This window comes from Blattabacterium cuenoti, assembly GCF_014251775.1.
Lineage (GTDB): Bacteria > Bacteroidota > Bacteroidia > Flavobacteriales > Blattabacteriaceae > Blattabacterium > Blattabacterium cuenoti_H.
Genome location: NZ_CP059199.1, coordinates 172,631 through 196,048 on the forward strand (window position 1 = coordinate 172,631; position 23,418 = coordinate 196,048).

Annotated in this window: 20 protein-coding genes; 7 read left to right on the plus strand and 13 right to left on the minus strand. The window is 23.4% G+C overall.

The features are described 5' to 3' along the window. From H0H58_RS00840 to H0H58_RS00870, 7 genes are all read right to left on the minus strand, one after another. Positions 1-741 (minus strand): MIP/aquaporin family protein, encoded by a 741-nt coding sequence (locus H0H58_RS00840; RefSeq protein ID WP_185865158.1) that lies wholly within the window; start codon positions 739-741, stop codon positions 1-3. 30 nt (positions 742-771) lie between these two features. Beyond that, the gene (glpK, locus tag H0H58_RS00845) at positions 772-2,265 is read right to left on the minus strand and encodes a glycerol kinase GlpK (RefSeq protein WP_185865159.1); all 1,494 of its coding nucleotides are present in this window, start codon (positions 2,263-2,265) and stop codon (positions 772-774) included. Positions 2,266-2,295: 30 nt separating this feature from the next. Next, positions 2,296-3,903: a glycerol-3-phosphate dehydrogenase/oxidase gene (locus tag H0H58_RS00850; RefSeq protein ID WP_185865160.1), complete on the minus strand. Its 1,608-nt coding sequence runs from the start codon at positions 3,901-3,903 to the stop codon at positions 2,296-2,298. Between the two features lie 135 nt (positions 3,904-4,038). Continuing rightward, the gene (gene ffh, locus H0H58_RS00855) at positions 4,039-5,394 is read right to left on the minus strand and encodes a signal recognition particle protein (protein ID WP_185865161.1); all 1,356 of its coding nucleotides are present in this window, start codon (positions 5,392-5,394) and stop codon (positions 4,039-4,041) included. 18 nt (positions 5,395-5,412) lie between these two features. Then, on the minus strand, positions 5,413-7,176 hold the full coding sequence (gene argS / locus H0H58_RS00860) for an arginine--tRNA ligase (RefSeq protein WP_185865162.1): 1,764 nt from the start codon (positions 7,174-7,176) through the stop codon (positions 5,413-5,415). 7 nt (positions 7,177-7,183) lie between these two features. After that, complete coding sequence (locus H0H58_RS00865) at positions 7,184-8,236, minus strand: branched-chain amino acid aminotransferase (RefSeq protein WP_185865163.1); 1,053 nt, start codon at positions 8,234-8,236, stop codon at positions 7,184-7,186. A 59-nt stretch (positions 8,237-8,295) separates the two neighbouring features. After that, positions 8,296-10,731 (minus strand): alpha-ketoacid dehydrogenase subunit alpha/beta, encoded by a 2,436-nt coding sequence (locus tag H0H58_RS00870; RefSeq protein WP_185865164.1) that lies wholly within the window; start codon positions 10,729-10,731, stop codon positions 8,296-8,298. A 91-nt stretch (positions 10,732-10,822) separates the two neighbouring features. Here H0H58_RS00870 and H0H58_RS00875 point away from each other — a divergent pair, with 91 nt between their 5' ends. From H0H58_RS00875 to H0H58_RS00885, 3 genes are read left to right on the plus strand one after another with little or no spacing between them, the layout of a single operon-like run. Then, positions 10,823-11,260: a nucleoside-diphosphate kinase gene (locus H0H58_RS00875; protein ID WP_185865165.1), complete on the plus strand. Its 438-nt coding sequence runs from the start codon at positions 10,823-10,825 to the stop codon at positions 11,258-11,260. Positions 11,261-11,286: 26 nt separating this feature from the next. Beyond that, positions 11,287-11,880, plus strand: a complete 594-nt coding sequence (locus H0H58_RS00880; protein WP_185865166.1) for a LemA family protein — start codon at positions 11,287-11,289, stop codon at positions 11,878-11,880. A gap of 15 nt (positions 11,881-11,895) precedes the next feature. Next, positions 11,896-12,642 carry a TPM domain-containing protein gene (locus H0H58_RS00885; RefSeq protein ID WP_185865167.1) on the plus strand — a complete coding sequence of 249 codons (747 nt, stop codon included), beginning with the start codon at positions 11,896-11,898 and terminating at the stop codon, positions 12,640-12,642. 4 nt (positions 12,643-12,646) lie between these two features. On the opposite strand, the gene H0H58_RS00890 is transcribed toward H0H58_RS00885, so the two are convergent. Next, complete coding sequence (locus tag H0H58_RS00890; protein WP_185865168.1) at positions 12,647-15,331, minus strand: valine--tRNA ligase; 2,685 nt, start codon at positions 15,329-15,331, stop codon at positions 12,647-12,649. 31 nt (positions 15,332-15,362) lie between these two features. Here H0H58_RS00890 and H0H58_RS00895 point away from each other — a divergent pair, with 31 nt between their 5' ends. After that, complete coding sequence (locus tag H0H58_RS00895) at positions 15,363-15,872, plus strand: dihydrofolate reductase (protein ID WP_185865169.1); 510 nt, start codon at positions 15,363-15,365, stop codon at positions 15,870-15,872. A 154-nt stretch (positions 15,873-16,026) separates the two neighbouring features. Continuing rightward, complete coding sequence (locus tag H0H58_RS00900) at positions 16,027-17,007, plus strand: pyruvate dehydrogenase complex E1 component subunit beta (RefSeq protein WP_185865170.1); 981 nt, start codon at positions 16,027-16,029, stop codon at positions 17,005-17,007. 1 nt (position 17,008) lies between these two features. On the opposite strand, the gene metF is transcribed toward H0H58_RS00900, so the two are convergent. Then, positions 17,009-17,977 carry a methylenetetrahydrofolate reductase [NAD(P)H] gene (gene metF, locus H0H58_RS00905; RefSeq protein ID WP_185865171.1) on the minus strand — a complete coding sequence of 323 codons (969 nt, stop codon included), beginning with the start codon at positions 17,975-17,977 and terminating at the stop codon, positions 17,009-17,011. Between the two features lie 15 nt (positions 17,978-17,992). Continuing rightward, complete coding sequence (gene serS / locus H0H58_RS00910) at positions 17,993-19,276, minus strand: serine--tRNA ligase (RefSeq protein ID WP_185865172.1); 1,284 nt, start codon at positions 19,274-19,276, stop codon at positions 17,993-17,995. 129 nt (positions 19,277-19,405) lie between these two features. Here serS and rsmA point away from each other — a divergent pair, with 129 nt between their 5' ends. Both rsmA and H0H58_RS00920 read left to right on the plus strand, forming a co-directional pair. After that, on the plus strand, positions 19,406-20,197 hold the full coding sequence (gene rsmA, locus H0H58_RS00915) for a 16S rRNA (adenine(1518)-N(6)/adenine(1519)-N(6))-dimethyltransferase RsmA (protein WP_185865173.1): 792 nt from the start codon (positions 19,406-19,408) through the stop codon (positions 20,195-20,197). Further along, positions 20,194-21,066: a bifunctional 5,10-methylenetetrahydrofolate dehydrogenase/5,10-methenyltetrahydrofolate cyclohydrolase gene (locus H0H58_RS00920; protein WP_185865174.1), complete on the plus strand. Its 873-nt coding sequence runs from the start codon at positions 20,194-20,196 to the stop codon at positions 21,064-21,066. The genes rsmA and H0H58_RS00920 overlap by 4 nt, the downstream gene beginning before the upstream one ends. A gap of 195 nt (positions 21,067-21,261) precedes the next feature. Here H0H58_RS00920 and hisIE read toward each other — a convergent pair whose 3' ends face one another. The 3 genes from hisIE to hisA are packed head-to-tail and all read right to left on the minus strand — an operon-like array spanning position 21,262 to position 23,415. Then, on the minus strand, positions 21,262-21,876 hold the full coding sequence (gene hisIE, locus H0H58_RS00925; RefSeq protein WP_185865175.1) for a bifunctional phosphoribosyl-AMP cyclohydrolase/phosphoribosyl-ATP diphosphatase HisIE: 615 nt from the start codon (positions 21,874-21,876) through the stop codon (positions 21,262-21,264). Positions 21,877-21,901: 25 nt separating this feature from the next. Beyond that, positions 21,902-22,663, minus strand: a complete 762-nt coding sequence (hisF, locus tag H0H58_RS00930) for an imidazole glycerol phosphate synthase subunit HisF (protein WP_185865176.1) — start codon at positions 22,661-22,663, stop codon at positions 21,902-21,904. Beyond that, a complete protein-coding gene (gene hisA / locus H0H58_RS00935; protein ID WP_185865177.1) occupies positions 22,657-23,415 on the minus strand; it encodes a 1-(5-phosphoribosyl)-5-[(5-phosphoribosylamino)methylideneamino]imidazole-4-carboxamide isomerase in 759 nt (252 codons plus the stop codon). Before hisA ends, hisF begins: the two co-directional genes overlap by 7 nt. Positions 23,416-23,418: the final 3 nt, after the last annotated feature.

The window sequence follows — 23,418 nt, forward strand, 5'->3', positions numbered from 1 at the left end:
TTATAAAAATAAATATAATTTTGCAGCTATTATACTACCTAAAATCGGACCTAAAATTGGTACCATTGCATAATCCCAATTACTCCCTCCTTTTTTAGGGATAGGGACAATAGAATGAATGATTCTAGGTCCTAAATCTCTAGCCGGATTTATAGCAGGGCCAGTAACTCCTCCCAAAGATAGAATAATACCTAAAATTAATAAAGAATTCGGTAAATATCCTATAGAACCAATCCACATTGGAAATTTTTTATCTATAAATACTAAAAATCCATTTGATCTAATAAAAAATGAAATAAAAATAAATACAAAAGTTGCTAAAACTTCGCTAAAAAAATTAGAAAAAAAATTTCTAATTCCAGGAATAGTAACAAAAACAGATAATTTATCTTGTTCATTTTTTGTTAATGAAAAATAATCTTTATATAAAATCCATACCATTAAAGATCCTAGCATAGATCCAATTATTTGAGAAATAATATAATAGGGGACTACATTCCAATTAATTTTTCCAATTATCGCATAACTTAATGTTACACAAGGATTTAAATGTGCTCCACTATAAGGATCTGCCACTACTATTCCCATAAATACGGCTAAAGCCCATCCTATAGTAATAGTTAACCATTCGCCATTTTTTTCATTTCCTTTAGTTTTTGACAATACAACATTAGCTACTACTCCATTACCTAAAAGCACTAAAATTGTTGTCCCTATAATTTCTGCATATATTTCTTTCATAAGAATTTAAAATATTTTTATTTACTTTTTTTATTGTAAAGACCATGCTCTAACTGTTTTAATTGCTTTTTCCCAACCTCTAATTCTATCCATACGATTTTCCATTTTTTTTGGATAAAAAACAATTTTATTCATATTCCATTTACTTTTTATATCTTCTAAACTAGTCCAATAGTTTACCGCTAATCCTGATAAATATGCTGCACCAGCAGCGGTTAATTCTGATATTTTATATTTTACTACTTTTACATTTAAAATATCTGACTGAAACTGCATTAATAACTGATTTACTGTAGCACCTCCATCAACACGGAGTTCCTTAATAGGAATTCCAGAATCAGCTTCCATAGCTTTAATTACATCCATATTTTGAAATGCAATACTTTCTAAAGCTGCACGAACAAAATGAGCTGATGTAGTTCCTCTTGTTATTCCCACAATAATTCCACGAGCTTTTTGATCCCAATATGGAGCCCCTAAACCTGAAAAAGCAGGAACTATATATAATCCTTCCGTATTTTTAACTAAATTAGCTAATTCTTCGGATTGTTTAGAAGAAGATAATATTCCTAATCCATCTCTAAGCCACTGTACAACAGCGCCTGCAATAAAAACACTCCCTTCTAAAGCATATTGAACTTTATTTTTTATCTTCCAAGCTATGGTAGTAATTAAATTATTTCTAGAAAAAACTGGAATATCCCCTACATTCATTAACATAAAACATCCTGTACCATAAGTATTTTTAACCATACCAATTTTAGTACACATTTGACCAAAAAGAGAGGCTTGTTGATCACCTGCAATTCCAGAAATAGGAATTTTTTTTGATAAAATATTTCCAGTAGTATATCCAAATATTTCACTAGATGATTTAACTTCTGGTAACATAGATATTGGAATATTAAATAAATTAATCAATTCATTATCCCAATTAAGAGAATGAATATTAAATAACATAGTTCTAGATGCATTTGTAACATCTGTGACATGTATTTTTTTACCGGTTAAATTCCATATTAGCCAAGAATCTATAGTTCCAAAAGCTAAAGATCCTGAATAAGCTTTTTTTTTTGCTCCTGGAACATTATCTAATATCCATTTAATTTTAGTAGCAGAAAAATAAGGGTCTATTATAAGACCAGTTTTATTTCTAATCATTTTAGTTAATCCTTCTTTCTTAAGATAATCACAATATTGATACGTTCTTCTATCTTGCCATACTATAGCATTAAAAATGGGAATTCCTGTTTTTTTATCCCATATTACAGTAGTTTCTCTTTGATTTGTTATTCCTATAGATATAATGTTATCTCCACTTAAATTTGCTTTTAACATTGCTTCTAGTGCAACTGATGCTTGTGTAGACCAAATTTCTTCTGCATTATGTTCAACCCATCCAGGAGAAGGATATATTTGAGTGAACTCTCTTTGAGCTACTGAAATAATATTACCAATTTTATCGAAAATAATAGCTCTAGAACTAGTAGTTCCTTGATCTAAGGATAGGATATATTTTTTCATAACAAAACAAAGAAATTTAAACTTCTTTTTCTATTGTTTATTTGATGAAGGATAATAGTATTTTCTCGCTAATCTAATAAAAGAGGTTACTTGCGATTTCTCCCAATTCTTATCTTGAGAAAGTTCTTTAGACATTAAAGATGCTATTTTAGGTGCTATTTGTATTGCTTTTTTTGCATTTAAAAATAATAAACGGAATCTTCTCGCTAAAATATCTTCAATAGTTCTAGCCATTTCATAACGTACCATCCATACAACTTCAGCTTTCGTTAAACAAAATATATTATTTTTCGTAAAAATATTTTTTCCTAATGAAGGATATTTTTTTATTAAATCTTTAATATGATATTGATCTTCCCCGTATTTATCCCAATAAAAATTTTTATCATTGCTTAATGAGCAATGTGATCCATGAATTTTTAAATTTTTTGTTATGGAATAATTTTTATTTAAATGACCGATATCGATAGCTTTATTAATGGCATCTTCAGCCATTTTTCTATATGTAGTCCATTTTCCACCTATAATACTAATTAATCCAGAATAACTAATTATAATTTTATGTGATCTAGAAATATCTTTAGTTTTAGTAGAATTATTATTAGGATAAAAAAGAGGACGAAGACCAGAAAAAGCACTCAATATATCACTTTTTTTAGGTTTTTTAATAAAATATTTTTCAAAAGTTTGTAAAATAAAATCTATTTCTTCTTCTAATGGAATGGGATCCAAAATATTTTTATTATTCTTTAATTGAGTATCTGTAGTTCCTACTAAAACATGATCATACCATGGTATACAAAATAGAATTCTACCATCTTTAGTTTTAGGAATTACTATAGAATCCTCACTGCTAAAAAAAGATTTACTTAATACAATATGAGTGCCCTGACTAGGTTTAATCAATAAAGAACATTTAGGATTATCCATTTTAGAAATTGATTCAGAAAAAATACCAGTTGCGTTAATAACTACTTTCGATGAAAGAGAATATTCTTTTTTAGTTTCTATATCAACCGCTAATACTCCTGATATTTTTCCATTATTTTTTTTTAGTTCCTTAACCTGAAAATAATTTAATAAAACCCCCCCTTTTTTAACGCAAGTTTGTGCAAGATTAATAGATAAACGTGCATCATCAAATTGTCCATCATAATATAAAATTCCTCCTTTTAATCCATTATTTTTTATATCAGGAAAATTTTTTAAAACTTCATTTTTAGATAAAAAAATAGAGTTTCCAAAACTAAAAGAACCAGATAGCCATTCATACAATTTTAATCCTGTCCAATATAATATTCCCATTTTCCAACTAAAAATAGGAATAATAAATTTTTTTTTCTTCACTAAATGAGGAGCATTTTTTAATAAATACCCCCTTTCTCGTAATGCTTCATATACTAACTTTATATTTCCTTGGGCTAAATAACGGATTCCGCCATGAATTAATTTTGTACTACGACTAGAAGTCCCTTTAGAAAAATCAGATTGTTCTAAAAGAAGAGTTTTATAACCTCTCGAAGAAGAATCTAAAGCTATACCTATACCTGTGGCTCCACCACCAATAACAATAACATCCCAAATTAAAACATTTTTTAAAACGCTTAAAAATCTATCTCTATTTAAAAAATATTCCATGACATCATGATTTTTTTAAAATAGAAAATCCAAGCTTTACTATCATAATTAATTGATATATCTTAATTAAAACCAACAAAATTAAAGATATTTTCAATAAAAAAAAGTAAAATAAAAGTTTAATTCAAAAAAAAATCAAAACATATCTTTTTTATCCATTATTTTGGATAAAAAATCTTTTATCATATTGTTCCCTGAAGTAGGATTAATATTTTTCATTATTTTATTCATTCCATTAAAATTTTTTAGAAAAATATCTATTTCTTTTAAAGAAATTCCAGAACCTTTAGAGATCCTTTTTTTTCTACTAATTCCAGATGCTGAAGAGAATATATTTGGATTATTTCTTTCGTAAGGAGTCATAGATAAAATGATTGACTCTATCCTTTTAAAGGATACTATTTTATCATCTAAAAAAAATTTATTTCCTATACCCGGAATCATAGAAATTATATTTTTTATATTTCCTATTTTTCTTATTCTCTTTATCTGATCTAAAAAATCATAAAAATTAAATTGATTATCTGAAATCTTTTTATAAATTTTTTTGGTACTTTTTTCATCAAATTGTTCTTGTACCTTTTCAACTAAAGTGACAACATCCCCCATTCCTATAATCCGATTAGCCATTCTATCAGGATAGAATATTTCTATATCTTCTATTTTTTCCCCAATACTTATAAATTTAATAGGTTTTTTAATTATACTAGAAATAGTTAAAGCCACACCTCCTTTACTATCTCCATCTAATTTTGTAATGACACAACCATTAATGTTTAATGTTTTTGAGAAAATTTTAGCAGTATTTACTCCATCTTGTCCAGTCATAGAATCTACTACCAATAAAGTTTCACTAGGATGGAAAGTATTATGAATATTCTTAATTTCATCCATCATAAAACGATCTACTCCTAACCTACCAGCTGTATCAATAATTATTATATTTTTATTATTAGTAGTAGCATAACTAATTGATTGATTTATAATATCTAATACATTATTATTATCTTTTAAAGAAAATACTGGAATATTAATTTTTTTTGCTAATGCATTTAATTGATCTATAGCAGCAGGACGATAAACATCTGCAGATACTAAAATAGGATTATTCCCTTTCTTTTTTAAAAAGAATGCGAGTTTAGAAGAAAAAGATGTTTTTCCACTTCCTTGTAATCCACATATTAAAATAATAGAAGTTTTTTTTGAAATATTTATTCCTATATTTTTTCCTCCCATTATTTGAACTAATTCATCATATACAGATTTAATAATTATTTGTTTGGGATTCAAAGAGCTAAAAATTTTTTTTCCAATAGATTTATCTCTAACTTTTTTAATAAAATTTTTTACTATTTCATGATTTACATCTGAATCTATCAGAGCTTTTCCAATATCTTTTAATACAATAGAGATATTAATCTCTGTTACTTTATTATCCCCTTTTAAAATATAAAAAGCTTTGTTAATTTTTTCTTGTAAATTTTTAAACATAATAATTTTTAGTTTTTTTTACATATGATCAACCATATTTATACCTAATAAGTTCATACCAATTTTTAAAATATTTCCAATAATATGGATTATATTCATATATATATTACTATAAATGATATTTAACGGATCTATTAATTTTTTTTCTTGATATAAATGATTGAATTTTTTAGATAATTCATAAATATAATTAGCTAATAAAGATGGATTCAAATTATCAGCTGATTTTACCATAATTATTGGATATTTTTGAATAGTATTAATAACATTTTTTTCACAATCGTCTAATATAATATTATTCCATCTATAATTTATGAAAAAACATGATTTAAAAAAATTTTTTTCTAAAGAACGAATTCTAGAATAAGTATACTGAATATAAACTCCAGTTTTTCCTTTAAAATCTATAGATTTAATTGGATTGAAAATAATTTTCTTTTTTGGATCTATTTGTAAAAAGTAATATTTCAATGCACTTAATCCTACTTGTTTATAACAAATTTTTTCTCCTTTTTTTTTATTAAAAATTAAATATTTTTGAGAAAATTTATTTTTTGCAGTATGAATTATCTTTGAAAGAAGATCATCTATATTCACAACATTTCCTATTCTAGATTGCATTTTACCACTAGGTAAAAAAACCATTTCATATGACAAATGAAATAATTTTTTTACCCAAGAAAAACCTAATCGATTTAAAATACTAAAAAGTATATTAAAATGATTCTCTTGTTCTTTACCGACAATATAAATCATTTTATCTATTTTAAATTCTTTAAAACGTTTTATAGCAGTTCCTATATCTTGAGTAAGATATACAGATGTTTTATCATCTCGTAATAAAAGTTTAAAATTATAACCTTCTTTTGTTAAATCTATCCAAATAGATCCATCTTCTTTTTTAAAAAAAATTCCCCTTTTTAGTCCTTTAATTATAATTTTTTTTCCAAAATTATATATATCACTTTCATATTCGGTATGATCAAATTTTATTCCAATTTTTTCATAAGTTTTTTTAAACCCCTCATAAACCCATTTATTCATTTTTCTCCATATATCTCTAGTAGTAGAATCACCATTCTCCCATTTTATTAATAATTCTCTAGCTTTTTTTAAAATAGGAACTTCATTTTTTCTAAATTTTTTTATTTCTTCATTATATATTTTTTCGAATAAATTATAATATTTTCCAACAAAATGATCGCCTTTCATTTTAATTTTTTTTGGACTTTCTCTATCTCCAAATTTTTTCCAAGCTATCATAGATTTACAAATATGTATTCCTCTGTCATTTATTATTTGAACTTGTATAACGTTATGTCCAATCATTTTTAATATATTAGAAATAGATGATCCAATTAACATATTTCTTAAATGACCTAAATGAAGTGGTTTATTAGCATTTGGAGAAGAATATTCTATGAGAATATTCTTTTTTTGACAAAAATTAAATTTATAAATAAAATCTAAATTGGATATTTTTCTAAGAATAAAAAGATAATAATCATTATGAAAAAAAAAATTTAAAAATCCTTTAATAACAGAAAATTTAATTAATCCATTAAATTTTTTTTTTACATATTTTCCTATATTTTCTCCTATATCTTTTATAGATATAGAATTTCCAATTCTATTATAAATAGGAAATAATATTAAAGATATATCCCATGTATGATTTTTTTTAGGGTATTGAAAATTTAGTTGAATATTATCAATTTTATATAATAAAAATATTGCTTTTATCGTTACTTCTTCCACTGATTGGAATTGATGATTATCCATTATATTTTTATTTTAATAAGACTCTCCATCCAAAAGGATCTTCTGATAAATTATGTTGTATGTCTAAAAGCTTTTTTTTTAATTTAAGTGATAATCTATCATGTTTTTGTAAATTAGGTAATTCGAAATTAGTTCCTTTATAATGAATCATTTTAAAAAAACTAACAACAGCCGCAGTTCCACATCCAAATGCCTCTTTTAAATAACCTTTCTTTAATCCTTCTATTATTTCTAAAACACTTAAATCTCTCTTTTCTACTTTAATTTTTTCTCTTTCTGCTATAGAAAGTATGCTTTTGCAAGTAATTCCATTTAATATGTTTTCATTAGGTTTTGGAGTAACTAATTTATTTTTTAACCAAAAAACTACATTCATAGTTCCTGACTCTTCTATTTTTGTATGAGTAGAAGAATCGGTCCAAAGAATTTGATCAAATCCTTCTTCATTTGCTAATCTAGTTGGATAAAAAGAAGAAGCATAATTTCCGGCAGCTTTAGTAAATCCTACTCCTCCTGAAGCAGAACGACTATATTTCTCTTCTATTTTTATTTTTAAAGGATTTTTATAATAAGTATCTACTGGTGTAGATATTATCATAAACATATAATCTTTAGATGGTTTAGCAGAAAGAATTCCATTTGTTGCTATTAAAAACGGACGAATATATAAAGATTGTCCATAATTATTGGGAATCCAATCTCTATCTATATCTATTAATTTTTTTAATCCATTCATAAATATATCCTTGGGAAGGGGAGGCATTTCTAAACGAATAGCAGATTTATTAAATCTTCTAAAATTATCTTCTGGACGAAATAAAAAAACTTTATTTTTTCTATCTTTATAAGCTTTCATTCCTTCAAAAACTGCCTGTCCATAATGAAATACTAAAGAAATAGGAGATATCATTATATTTCCGAATGGTTTAATAACAGAGTTTTTCCATTTACCATTTTTAAATTCAGAACAAAACATGTGATCTGAATAAAAATTTCCAAATTTAATTTTATCAAAATTAACTTTTTTTATCCTTGAATATGATATTTTTTTTATTTTCATATATATTTTTTCATATATACATTAAAATATTACAAATTTAAATGAATGAAATAATTTATTTATGAATTTTCATTCATCATTTCTAAAACTTTTTCTACAATATCTTCTATAGACGGTTTAGAAAAATAATCTCCATCTGATCCATATGGGGGTCTATGTTCTTTAGCAGTTATTGTAACCGGAGGATAATCTAAATGATAATATCCTTTTTGACATTCTAATATATTTTGTAATATATACGCAGAAGCACCTCCAGGGACATCTTCATCTACTATTAATAATCTATTAGTTTTTTTTAAACTTTTTACTATATCTTTTTTTATATCAAACGGTAATAAAGATTGAACATCAATAATTTCAGAATCTATATTAAATTTAGATAATTCTTTAACTGCATTATTTACAATTCTCCAGGTAGAACCATAAGTTACTATCGTAATATCTTTACCTATTCTTGTTTTTTCTACTATTCCAATAGGAGTTTTAAAATTACCGAGATTACTCGGTAATATTTCTTTTATTCTATATCCATTAAGACATTCAATAACTAAAGCTGGATCATCTAAAGACAATAATGTATTATAAAAACCAGCTGCTTTAACCATATTTCTAGGAACTAATATTAAAATTCCTCTTAGATAATTAATAATTCCTCCCATAGGAGAACCAGAATGCCATATTCCTTCTAAGCGGTGCCCTCTGGTTCTAATAATTAATGGGGATTTTTGCCCCCCTCTTGTTCTATATTGTAAACATGCCAAATCATCACTAATAATTTGTAAAGCATAAAGAAGATAATCGACGTATTGTATTTCAACTATAGGACGTAATCCCCGCATAGCTAATCCGATCCCTTGTCCTATAATAGTAGATTCTCTTATTCCTGTATCAAAAACACGGGTTTTACCATATTTTTTTTGTAACCCTTCCAATCCTTTATTTACATCTCCCATTCTTCCAACATCTTCTCCAAAGATTAAAAGATCCGGATATAATTCTAATAATTTATCAAAATTATCTCTTAAAATAATTCTACCGTCTACTTTTAATGATCTCCAATTATATATGGGAAAAACTTCATTCATTCTTTTCAATGAATGTTTAGAGCTACTATACAAATGTGAAGAATAATTTTTTTGTTCTTCTTGAGATTTTGTTTTTATCCAATTTTTTAATGACTTTATGGAAGTTGAATGAAAAGAATTTGAATTTATTTGATTTAATGAAAATAGTATTTTTTTAGATGAACTAAATATTGATTTTTTAGTAATTAAATTTTTATGATATAAATCATTCATATAATTTTTTATCCAATTATAATTTGGATATTCTTCGTGTATATGTTTTATAATATTAAAAACTTCATATTTAATTTTATTAATAGATTTAATATAATTACTCCAAGCTTCTTTTTGTTTATTTTGTACATATTTTTTTGATTCTGTATCTATTTTATTTAGACGATAATCTCCATCAACTATTTTAGTTCCATTAAAATTAAATTTTAAAATCCAATCTCTAAATTTTTTTATTCCATCATTTTCTTTTTCCCATTCTAATCTTTTCTTTGATTTATATCTTTCATGTGATGAAGAAGTTGAATGACCTTGAGGTTGAGTTAAATTAGTAACATGTATAATTACTGGAACATATTCATAACGAGCTATTCTATTGGCTTTAATATATGTTTTTATAAGATTTATATAATCATATCCGTTTACTTGAAAAATTTCAATTCCTTTTTCTGTATTATTCCTACAAAATCCCTGCAAAAGATCACTAATATTTTTTTTTGAAAAATGATATTTATTAGGGACTGATATCCCGTATTCATCATCCCATATTGATAATATAATAGGAATTTGTAATACTGAAGCAGCATTTATTGTTTCCCAAAATAATCCTTCAGATATACTTGCGTTACCAATAGTACCAAATGCCACTTCATTCCCATTTTTAGAAAATTTTTTATGACTATTTTTTAAAGTATTTAATTCTCTATAAATTTTTGATGCTTGAGCTAATCCTAATAATCTAGGCATTTGAGATGCTGTACATGAAATATCTGCACTAGAATTTTTTAGTTCAGAAAGATCTTGGAAAGATCCATTTTTATCTAAAAAACGGGTTCCAAAATGAGAAGTCATCATTCTTCCAGAAGATGTAGGTTCTGCTTTTAAATTTGAATGTGCATATAATTGTGAAAAAAAACTTTTTACTGTCAATGCTCCAATCGCCAACATAAAAGTTTGATCTCGATAATATCCAGAACGAAAATCACCATTTTTAAATATTTTAGACATAGCTAACTGAGGAATTTCTTTTCCATCACCAAATATTCCAAATTTTGCTTTACCATTTAAAACTTCTCTTCTTCCTAAAATACTAATCTCTCTACTAATTCTAGCTAATTTATAGTCATCTAATATCATCTTTTTAAATGATTTAAAAGATTTTTCATTAGTGATGAAATCAGAAAAATTTTTTTTATTCATATTTTATTTTAAAAGATATAAAAAAACATAATTTTCATTTATAAATTTCTTTTTATAATTTTGAAAAATTATTATATTAATAATATGTAATATGGCCAAAATAGATATTTTTCCTGGAAATTTTACTCTTTCTATTATAAAACCAGATGCAATTGAAAACGGATATATATCTAATATTTTAATTAAAATAATGGATGATGGATTTAAAATAACAGCCATTAAAACTATTACTAGTTCTAAAAAATCAATGATAAAGTTTTATGAAATACATGAGAAGAAATCATTTTTCAATTCTTTAATAAATTTTATGTCTTCCGCTCCAATAATTCCTATGATTTTAAAAAAAAAAAATGCAGTAAAAGATTTCAGAAAATTAATAGGAAATACAAATCCATTAATTGCTAAAAAAGGAACAATAAGAAATTTATATGCAACTTCCTTAGAAAAGAATGCTATTCACGGATCTGATAATAATAGTAATGCTATAAGAGAATGTAAGTTCTTTTTTCCAAATCTATTATCTTTATAAAAATAATAGATTGATAATTATGAAATATGAAAAAAATTTTTATTTATATATTAATAATATTATTTATAACTGGATTATGGGGGATTAACATATATAATAATTTAATACAATTAGATCAAAAAATAAAAACTCAATGGAGTCAAATTGAAAGTGTTTATCAAAGGAGATCAGACTTAATTCCAAATTTAGTCAATACAGTAAAAGGATCAGCATTATTCGAAAATCAAACATTAAATCAAATAGTAGAAGCTAGATCACGAGCAAGCTCTGTCCATTTAGATTCAAATAATCTAAATCAAAATCAGATAGATAAATTTCAAAAAACACAAGAATACTTAAATAATTATGTAGGAAAATTATTAATAGTAGTAGAGAATTATCCAAATATTAAATCTACAGAGAATTTTTATGAATTACAAAATCAATTAGAGGGAACCGAAAATAGGATTAATGTTGAAAGATACAAATTTAATGAAGAAGTAAACAATTTTAATTCTTATAGAAATCAATTTCCAATAATTATTATTGCAAATTTTTTTGAAAAATTTCAAGAAAAAGGATATTTCAAAATCCAAAAAGAATCTAAAAATAACCCTAAAGTTGATTTTTCATTATATTAAAACGATTTTCATAAAATGAAAAAAATCTTATTTATATTTTTTTTATTCTTTATTGCCAATTCTATTACTCTTTCATCATTAAAAGCAAAAAATTTCATAGTTCCCGATCCACCTACTAAAATATATCCCATTCAAGATTACGCAAATGTATTATCAAAAACAGAAATAACTAATCTTAATAAAAAATTGATATCGTTTTCTAATAAAAATTATGCAAAAATTTTAATATGTATAATTAATAGTAATCATAATAATAATCAAAATTTTATAACCCAACAATGGGGCGAAAAATGGGGAATTGGGGATTTTCATAAAAATAACGGAATTATTGTACTTATTTCTATAGGAGATCGAAAAATATCTATTCAAAATGGCTATGGAATAGAACCTTTTGTAACTGATTTTCAGTCGGCAAAAATTATAGAAAAGATGAAACCATTTCTAAGAAAAAATCTTTTTTATAAATCTATAAATATTTGTACAGACGAAATTTCTAAAATATTAGAAAAAAAAATTGAAAAAGAAAACTTTAAAAAAAAAGAATATTTTTCTATTATACATTTATTATCATTAATTTTTATCATTATAATGATTTTTTATATTTCTTTAATAGGGGATAATAATTCCTTATTATTATTTAATCCATTTATATTTACAAATATATTTTTTAGAGATAATAAAAATTTAGAAGATGATGATACTTTTGAAGGTTTTGGAAATGGAGGAGATTTTGGAGGAGGTGGTAGTGAAAGTAGTTGGTAATTTTTTATTGATTCTTTAAATATTTTAAATATTCTTTAAAAGAACGAATTTTATTAATGGTATCTATTTTTTTCTTTCTTTCTTTAGATAGAATCTTATCGGGTACAAAAGATCTATATTTTTCATTATTTAAATTTTTATTAATTATAGATAACAATTTATTTAAATACTTAATTTTTTTTTCAACAGATATTATACTACTGTTTTTTTTTTCAATAAAAAAATTTTTATTTTTTGAATCCAAAGATAAAAAAAATTTTTCTGTACCTATTAAAAAAAAAGAAAAAAATGATAATTTATCAATTTTATACTGATCCGAAATTAAAATTATATTTGATATATTAACTAATTTTGATAAAATTTTACTATATTCTTTTCTTTCTTTTTTCATAGAAAATAATATAAGATTAAAGGAATTTGATATGTTATTTTCATTTCTTATATTACGTATTTTAGTTATTATTTGAATAATTCTTTCAAAAGAATAAATTATATTAATATCATATTTTTTCATCTTAGGCCATGAAGATATCATTATAGAATCTTTTGATTTTCTATTTCTTAATAACCCCCAAACTTTTTCTGAAATAAAAGGAATGTATGGATGTAATAATTTTAGAATATTTTCGTAATTTTTAATTACAGAATAATAAATATTTTTAGGGATATATTTTTTATTTATAGTTACAGTTTTCATTATTTCAAGAAAAATTGAACAAAAGTCATTCCAAAAAAATTTATATAAAATCATTAATGATTCATCTAATTTATATTCTTTAATTTTATTTTCAACATATTCTAATACATAATAAAAACGATTTTCTATCCATTTAATAGTAATATTAATATAATCGTAAATATATTCATTAGTTAACTCATTGACCACCATTGTTTTCCATTTTTTAATTAAACGAAAAGAATTCCAAATTTTATTAGATAAGTTCCTACCTTGAATACAAGTCTTATCATCAAAATTAATATCTTTTCCAGCAATAGTTTTAATCATTACACCAAACCTAACTGCATCTGCTCCATATTCACTAATTAATTTTGTACAATTAGGAGAATTTTTTAATGATTTTGATATTTTTTTATTGTTATAATCTCTAACAATTCCAGTAAAAAAAACATTTTTAAAAGGTTTTTCTTCTCTAAAAAAAAATCCAGATATGATCATTTTTGCCACCCAAAAAAATAAAATATCAGAACCAGTAATTAAATTTTCTGTAGGATAATAATAAGATATTTCTGGATTATTAGGGGATTTAATTCCATCAAAAATTGATAAAGGGAGTAACCATGAGGAAAACCAAGTATCTAAAACGTCTGGATCTTGTTTTAGATCATTATAAGTTAATTGATCATTATTAATTTTTTTTTTAGCTTTATTTAAGGCATCTTTTATATTTTCTGCAACTACAAAATCATTAATTTTTTTTCCATAATAATATACTGGAATTCTATGCCCCCACCATAACTGTCTAGATATATTCCAATCATGAATTTTATTCATCCATTGAAAATAAATATTTTTAATTTTTTTTGGATAAAATTTAATTTTTTCTTTTTTTATTGCTTCTATAGCTGGTATAGCCAAATCTTTCATTTTAATAAACCATTGTATAGATGGAATACATTCAATTATTGATAATGTTCGTTCAGAAAATCCGACTCTATGATCAATTTTTTCTATTTTTTTTAGAAGATTTAATTTTTTTAATTCTTTAATTATTTTTTTTCTCGATTCGAATCGATCCATATTTTTATAATGAAATCCATTTTCATTAATGGTTCCATCTTCATTAAAAATATTTATCATTTCTAATTGATATTTATCTGCGATTTTCTTATCGTATATATCATGAGCTGGAGTAATTTTAAAACAGCCTGTTCCTAAATTAGGATCTGTATATGAATCTTGTATTACTGGAATAATTTTATTAGTTATTGGAACTATTACATTTTTTCCTTTTAAAGAATAAAAACGTTCATCATTGGGATGAAAACAAATAGCAGTATCTCCAAATATTGTTTCAGGTCTTGTAGTAGCTACAGTAATAAAATTATTTTCATCTTCTATCTTATATTTTATATAATAAAGATTTCCTACTACATTTTTATAAATCACTTCTTCATCAGAGATAGTAGTTTTTGCTTTTGTATCCCAATTAACTACATGATATCCTCTATATATATATCCTTTTTTATATAAAAAAATAAAAGATTTTATAACAGATTCATATAGTTTTTCATCCATTGTAAATTGTAAACGTTTCCAGTCGCAAGAACATCCTAATTGTTTAATTTGATTAATGATAATTTCTTTGTGGGTTTTAGTCCATTGTAATACATGATTTATAAATTTTTTTCTTCCTAATCTAAATTTAGATAGTCCCTTTTCTTTTAATTTTTCTACTACTTTTGCTTCTGTAGCAATAGAAGCATGATCCAATCCTGGTATCCAACAAGTATTATAGCCATTCATTCTAGCATATCTAATTAAAACATCTTGTATTGTATTATTTAATACATGTCCGATATGTAGAACTCCAGTAACATTTGGAGGTGGCATTATAATCGCATAAGGAATTCTATTATCTGGATAAGAAGAAAAATAATCTTCATTTTCCCATTTTTTATATATTTCTTTTTCAATAAATTTATGATCATATTTAATTGGAATATCCATAATATTTAATTTTTAAAACTAATAAAAAATAATGAAAATAATACTAGTTGCTTCGGTTTCCAAGAATGGTTTTATAGGTAAAAATAATAATTTAATGTGGCATTTACCCAATGATTTAAAAAGATTCAAACAATTAACTTTAGGAGGAACAATTATCATGGGAAGAAAAACTTTTGAATCAATTGGAAAAATACTTCCGGAAAGATTAAACATTGTATTGACAAAATATAACTTATCAAAAATAAAAAATAAAATAAAAAATGAAAAAAATATTAAAATAATTTCTTCTTTGAAAGATATTAATCAATTATCTTATAAAAAAATATTTATAATTGGTGGTGAACAAATATACAATAAAATGATAAAAAAAGCAGATGAAATAGAGTTAACATTAATTCATAAAAACTTTTATGGAGATAAAAAATTTCCAAAAATAGATTTTAAAATCTGGAAAAAAGTAAAGGAAATTATATGTTACAAAGATAATGATCATTTATACAATTATAGTTTTATAAAATTAGTAAAAAATAAAGTTATATAACATATTTTAACTGATTTTTTTCTTTTAAAGATAAAGTCTAATCTTAATCAAATATAATTTCATTACTTTATTCAAAAATCGAATTAAAAATTTTAATTGATTCATTTTCTTTAATTATTTGAACTAAATTATATTCCATTTATAAAAAAATTGTATGAAAGAAAAAACTTTTCGAGAAGTTATAGCAGAAGCTATGAGTGAAGAAATGAGAAGAGATAATACTATTTATCTAATGGGAGAAGAAGTAGCTGAATACAATGGTGCTTATAAAGCTTCAAAAGGAATGTTGGAAGAATTTGGAAAAAAAAGAGTTATAGATACTCCTATATCAGAATTAGGATTTGCTGGAATAGGAATAGGTTCTGCAATGAACGGATGTAGACCCATTATAGAGTTCATGACTTTTAATTTTTCATTATTAGCTATGGATCAAATTATCAATAATGCAGCTAAAATTCGTTATATGAGTGGTGGACAATGGAATATTCCTATTGTTTTTAGAGGTCCTACTGGATTTGCTGGACAATTAGGAGCTACACATTCACAATCTTTTGAAAGTTGGTTTTCGAATTGTCCTGGATTAAAAGTAGTTATTCCATGTAATCCTTATGATGCAAAAGGACTATTAAAATCTTCTATAAGAGATAATAATCCAGTAATTTTTATGGAATCTGAACAAATGTATGGAGATAAAATGATTATACCAGATAAAGAATATTTATTACCTATTGGTAAAGCAGATATAAAAAGAAAAGGATCAGATGTAAGTTTAGTTTCTTTTGGTAAAATTATAAAAATCGCTTTAAATGTTGCAAAAAAATTGTATCAAGAAAATATTAGCGTAGAAATAATAGATCTTCGAACAGTACGCCCTATTGATTATAAATTAATACTTTCTTCTGTAAAGAAGACTAATCGTTTAGTTATTTTAGAAGAATCATGGCCATTTTCTTCAATTGGATCTGAAATATCATATTTTATACAAAAAAATGCATTTGATTATCTTGATGCCCCTATAAGAAAAATAACTGTATTAGACACTCCTGCTCCTTACGCATCAAATTTAATTAAAATATGGTATCCAGATGAAAAAAAAATAATAAATTCTATAAAAAAGACTCTTTATATAAAATAAATTAAAAAATGGATTGAACTATTTTATATATGTTTTCAGGTTTATCCATTGTATAATAATGAATTATTTTTACTCCTGATTTTTTCAGTTCTTGAGACTGATGAATAGCCCACTCTATTCCAATATGGAATATATTTTTTTTATTATTAGTTTTTTCAACTTCTTTCACTAATTCATTTGGAATACTTAAATAAAATTTAGAAGGAAGAGTAGTTAATTGTTGTTTAGAAGATATAGGTTTTATTCCAGGAATAATAGGGACTGAAATCCCTTCTAATCTACATCTATTTACAAAAGTAAAATATTTTTTATTATCAAAAAACATCTGTGTAACTATATAATCTGCTCCTGCTTCTACTTTTTTTTTTAAAAAAAATAAATCACTTTCTATATTAGGAGATTCTAAATGTTTTTCAGGATATCCGGCAACACCAATGCAAAAATCAAATATAGGATTATTTTTTTCATCATAATTAATAAAATTTTTATCTAAATATTTTCCTAAATTTATATTATTTACTTGTTTTACAAGATCTAATGCATATTTATGGCCATTTTTTTTTGCAAAAAATTTATCTTCATATTTTAATGGATCTCCTCTTAATACTAAAAGATTATCTATTCCTAAAAAATTCAAATCTATTAAAGCATTTTCAGTCATATATTTATTAAAACCTCCACATATTAAATGTGGAACAGCATCTACTTTATATTTATTCATAATAGCAGCACATATCCCAACTGTTCCAGGACGTCTGGATATTTTTTTTCTTTGTAATAATCCATTTCCTTTTTCTACATAAATAAATTCTTCACGATGATAGGTAACGTCAATAAAAGGGGGATTAAATTCCATTAATGGATTTAATGTATCAAAAATATATTTAATATTTTTTCCTTTCAAAGGAGGTAATATTTCAAAAGAAAATAATATTTTTTTTGCTTTAGATATATGGTCAATAACTTTCATAAACGAATAGTTTTTTTATTTAATATTATTAAATCCTGTATAAGGAATTAAAACTTCAGGTATATTTATATGATTATTCGTTTGATTATTTTCTAATATAGCTACTAAAATTCTAGGTAATGCTAATGCACTTCCATTCAAAGTATGACAATATCCAATTTCTCCAGTAATATTTTTTTTATATCTAATATTTAATCTATTTGATTGATAATCTGTACAATTTGAAATTGAACTTACCTCTAACCATTTTTTTTGAGCTATTGAGTACACTTCAAAATCATAAGTTATTGAAGAAGAATAACCAAGATCTGAAGCTTTTAAACGAATAATACGAAAAGGCAAATTTAATGATTTCAAAATATTTTTCACATGTTCTATCATATCTTTTAAAGAATAAGATGAATAATCAGGAAGAGTTATTTGAATAATTTCAACTTTTTCAAATTGGTGAAGTCTGTTTAATCCCCTGACTTTTGTTCCGTAAGATCCAGCTTCTCTTCTAAAACAAGAAGTATAAGTAGTCGCTTTAATAGGAAGATCCTTTTCTAGAAAAATTTTATCTCTATAACAATTCATAAGGGGAATTTCTCCAGTAGGAATAAGATAAAAATTATCTTTTTCTATAAAATACATTTGATCTTTTTTATCAGGAATTTGTCCTGTAGAAAATCCAGATGTTTGATTAATAAAATAAGGCAGGCTATATTCTTTATATAGAGCTTTTATATTTTTATCTAAAAAATATTGAATTAAACTTCTTTGTAATTTTGCAAATTTTCCAAAATATACAGGAAATCCAGTCCCACATATTTTTGATCCTAAATTTAAATCAAATAAATTAAATTTTTTTGATAATTCCCAATGAGGTAATGGATTATCTATGCAACTCTTTCCCATTCCTTCCTGAATAATAATATCATCTTTTGCCAATTTTTTTTTTACAGTTTCATCAGGAATATTAGGAATATAACTTAATTTTTTTTTTAGAAAAAAAATTATTTCTTTTAATTGAATATTGAGATTTTTTTTTTTCAATTTTAGAGAAAAAGATGATTCTTTAAGAGATTTTATTTCTAATTCATTAACATTAACATGATTATTTTTTAATAATATTTTTGATATTTTTTTAGATATAATATTTTCTTTTTCTAATACTTTATTTAAAATATTTTGTATTTTTTTTCTACTATTATCTAATTTTAATATATCATCTATTAAATATATTTTATTAAAATTACGTTTTTTTAAACCTAATAAAACTCTTTTTTTATTTTTACGTATAAAATATACTTGAAACATAATTTTATGAAAATAAAATTTTTTAATTTCTAAAACTCAAAAGAATATATAATTAATCATACTTATGTATATATATGTTATGATATAATAGGCAACAAGATACAGATAAAATATTTTTATATTTGTAAAATGCATAATAAATATTTTTATAAGAGAAAATTAGATCAATTTTTTTTAAAAAATAAGAATATAGCTAAAAAAATTGTAGATAATCTTTCTTTTGAAAATTATTCTACAGTAGTAGAAGTAGGACCAGGATTAGGAATATTAACTGAATATTTATTATTATTAGAAAAAAAAAGAATTTTTAAAAAATTATTTTTAATAGAAATTGATAAAGAAATAATTTTTTTTCTAAAAAATTTATTTTCTATTTCTGATAATAAAATTATTCATAAAGATTTTTTAAAATGGAATCCTAAAGATATTCCATTATATAATTTTGCAATAATTAGTAATTTTCCCTATGGGATTTCCTCTAAAATATTATTTCATATATTAAAATATAGTCAATACATTCCAGAATGTATTGGTATGTTTCAAGAAGAATTAGTAAATCGTATTTTTTCTAAAAAAGGAAATAAAAAATATGGTATATTATCTGTATTAATACAAACATTTTATGAAATAAAATATTTATTTAAAGTAGATAAAAAATTTTTTTTTCCAGTTCCAAAAATAAAATCTGCAGTAATTTCTTTAAAAAGAAAAAAATTAAAAATTCCTAACTATAGGAAAAAATTATTGTTTAAATGTGTAAAAATTGCTTTTAGACAAAGAAGAAAAAAATTAAAAAATTCTTTAGAATTATTTAATAAATACTCAAATTTTAATAAAATATCTTTTTTAAATAAAAGAGCAGAAGAATTAAATTATAAAGAATTTCTTCAAATCATACAAGAAATAGAAATAATAAAATGAAAATAGAAACTAAATTATTAAATGGAAATGAATTAGCTAATAAAATTAGAAAAGAAATTATTATAGACATTAAAGAAAAAATATTGAAAAACAAAAAAAATCTTCCTAATCTAGGAATTATTTTAATGGGAGATAATTTTTCTAGTATTAGATATGTAAATAATAAAATTAAAGAATGTAAAAATATTGGAATTAGAACTACTTTAATTAAAATATCAAAAAATAGTACAGAAAAAGTATTACTAAAAGAGATTGAAAAAATGAATAAAAATCCTTTAATAGATGGATTTATTGTACAATTACCTCTTGGAAAACATATTAATCAAAATAAAGTAATTCTATCTATTGATCCAAAAAAAGACGTAGATGGATTTCATCCGGAAAATTTTGGTAAAATGACTTTAGGAATGAATAGTTTTTATCCTGCTACTGCACTGGGAATTTTAACTCTATTAGAAAGAAATAAAATAGAAATATCTGGAAAATACACTGTAGTAATTGGAAGAAGTATAATTGTAGGAAAACCTATAAGTATTTTAATGAGTAGAAAAAATTTAATAGGAAATAGTACTGTAACTATTGCTCATAGTAAAACTATTAATATAAAATATTATACAAAAAAAGCCGATATAATTATAGTTTCAGTAGGAATTAAAAATTTTCTTACAGGGACAATGATCAAAAAAGGTTCTATTATTATAGATGTAGGGATTAATAATATTTCTAATAATAAAATTGTTGGAGACGTAGATTTTAAAAGTGTATATGGAATAGCTTCTTATTTAAGCCCTGTTCCTGGTGGAGTCGGACCGATGACTAGAGTAATGCTACTAAAAAATACTTTAAAAGCTGCATTAAACAATAGATAAAAAATTCAATTTTCAATATAATTTATTTTATTCGTTTTAAAGAACGATTGAAAATAATTTTTTTACAGAATTTTTATCATATCATATTAATGAATTGAAAATTATTATACAAAGTTATATATACATTTTTTTTATTTGCATAAGCAATGATAAAATATTCAATGGATAAGAAATTTTTTAATTTATAAAATATTATTATTTAATTAAATTTCTTTTTTCCAATAAATCTATTACATCTTGTATATTAATTTTTTTGTATTGTAATAAAATTAAATAGTGAAATAAAAGATCTGCAGATTCATTCAAAAAAAGATTATTATTATTATCTTTTGATTCAATAATTAATTCTATAGATTCTTCTCCTAATTTTTGGGCTATTCTATTTATTCCTTGTTCCCATAATTGGAAAATATAAGATTTTTTTTTTCTTTGTCTAGTTCTATTTAAAATTAAATCTTCTAAAATAAAAAGAAAATTTTTTTTATTAATTTCTTTCCAACAAGTATCTGTTCCTTTATGACAAACAGGACCATTAGGAGAAACTTTTATCAATAATGTATCTTTATCACAATCAATTAATATTTTTTCAATAAAAAGATAATTTTTACTTATTTCTCCTTTAGTCCATAATCTTTTTTTAGATCTACTATAGAAAGTTACTTTTTTGTCAAAAATACTTTTCTTATATGCTTCTTCATTCATAAAACCCAACATTAATACTTTATTTGTTTTAAAATCTTGTATAATAACTGGAATTAATCCATTTTTAAATGAAATATTATTTTTAATAGATAGAAATTTATTTTTCATTTTTTTAAAAATTATATAATTAATTCTAATTATAATTTCTAACTGGAATATTATGAAAACTTAAGTATTTTTTTAAATTGGGAATTTTTATTATTTTATAATGAAATATACTTGCCGCTAAAGCAGCATCAGCTTTTCCATTTTTAAATACATTATAAAAATCTTCTATAGTTCCTGCTCCTCCTGATGCAATTACTGGAACTGATACAGTTTCTGATACATTTTTTATAATATCAATAGCAAATCCTTTTTTTGTTCCATCATGATTCATAGATGTTAATAATATTTCACCAACACCTCTGTCTACTCCTTCTTTTACCCAATCCATAGTTTTAGTATTAGTTTCAATTCTACCTCCATTTAAATAAACCCACCATGAATTTTTTAAAAATTTAGTGTCAATAGCAAGTACAATGCATTGACTACCAAATCTTTTTGAAAATTTTTCTATAATATCTGGATTTTTAAATGCAGCAGTATTAATAGATATCTTATCTGCACCAGATTCTAATAACAATTCTACATCTTTTTCTTCCTTGATTCCACCACCTACAGTAAAAGGTATATTAATCTGACTAGAAATGTCCTTTACTAAAGTTTTTAATGTTTTTCTTTTTTCATTTGTAGCTGTAATATCTAGAAATATTAGTTCATCAGCTCCTTGTTTAGTATACCAATATCCTAATTCTATAGGATCTCCTGCATCTTTTAAAGATTTAAAATTTTTTCCTTTTACTGTTCTACCATTTTTAATGTCTAAACATGGTATAATTCGTTTAGTTAACATAAATCCATTTTTTCTTTTAAATTGATAATTTCTGAAAATAAAATTTTATTTTCATAAATAGCTTTTCCAATAATAACCCCACTACATCCTAATTTTAGTAATTTTTCTACATCTCTTATTTTACTGATTCCTCCACTAGCAATTAATTTTATATTAAAAAAATTTTTTTTAATTTTTTCATATAATGAAAAAGTTGGTCCGGATAAAGATCCATCTTTATTAATATCTGTGCAAAATATATTTTTTACTCCATCAGTATATTTTTTTTTTATAAAATCTAATATCGAAATATTATATATTTTAGTCCATCCATTAATAGCTATTTTATTATTTAAAACATCTACTCCTAATAAAATTTTTTCAGATCCATAATTATTAATCCATTCTTTTAAAAGAATAGGATTTTTAATTGCAATGCTTCCGATAGAAACCATTTTTCCACCATTATTAAAAACATTATTAATATCTTCTTCTGTATGTATCCCACCTCCAAAATCTATTATTAATTTTGTATTTTTTGCTATTTTTTCTAATATTTTCCAATGCATAACTTTCCCCATTCTTGCTCCATCTAAATCAACTAAATGTAATCGAGTTATTCCATTATCTTCCAAAAATAAAGCTACATCTAATGGATCATCATGATAAATTTTTTTTTTATTAAAATTTCCTTTTGTTAAACGAACACATTTATTATCTATTAAATCTATAGCGATGATAATATCATTATTATATTTTTTATTATGATTCATAAT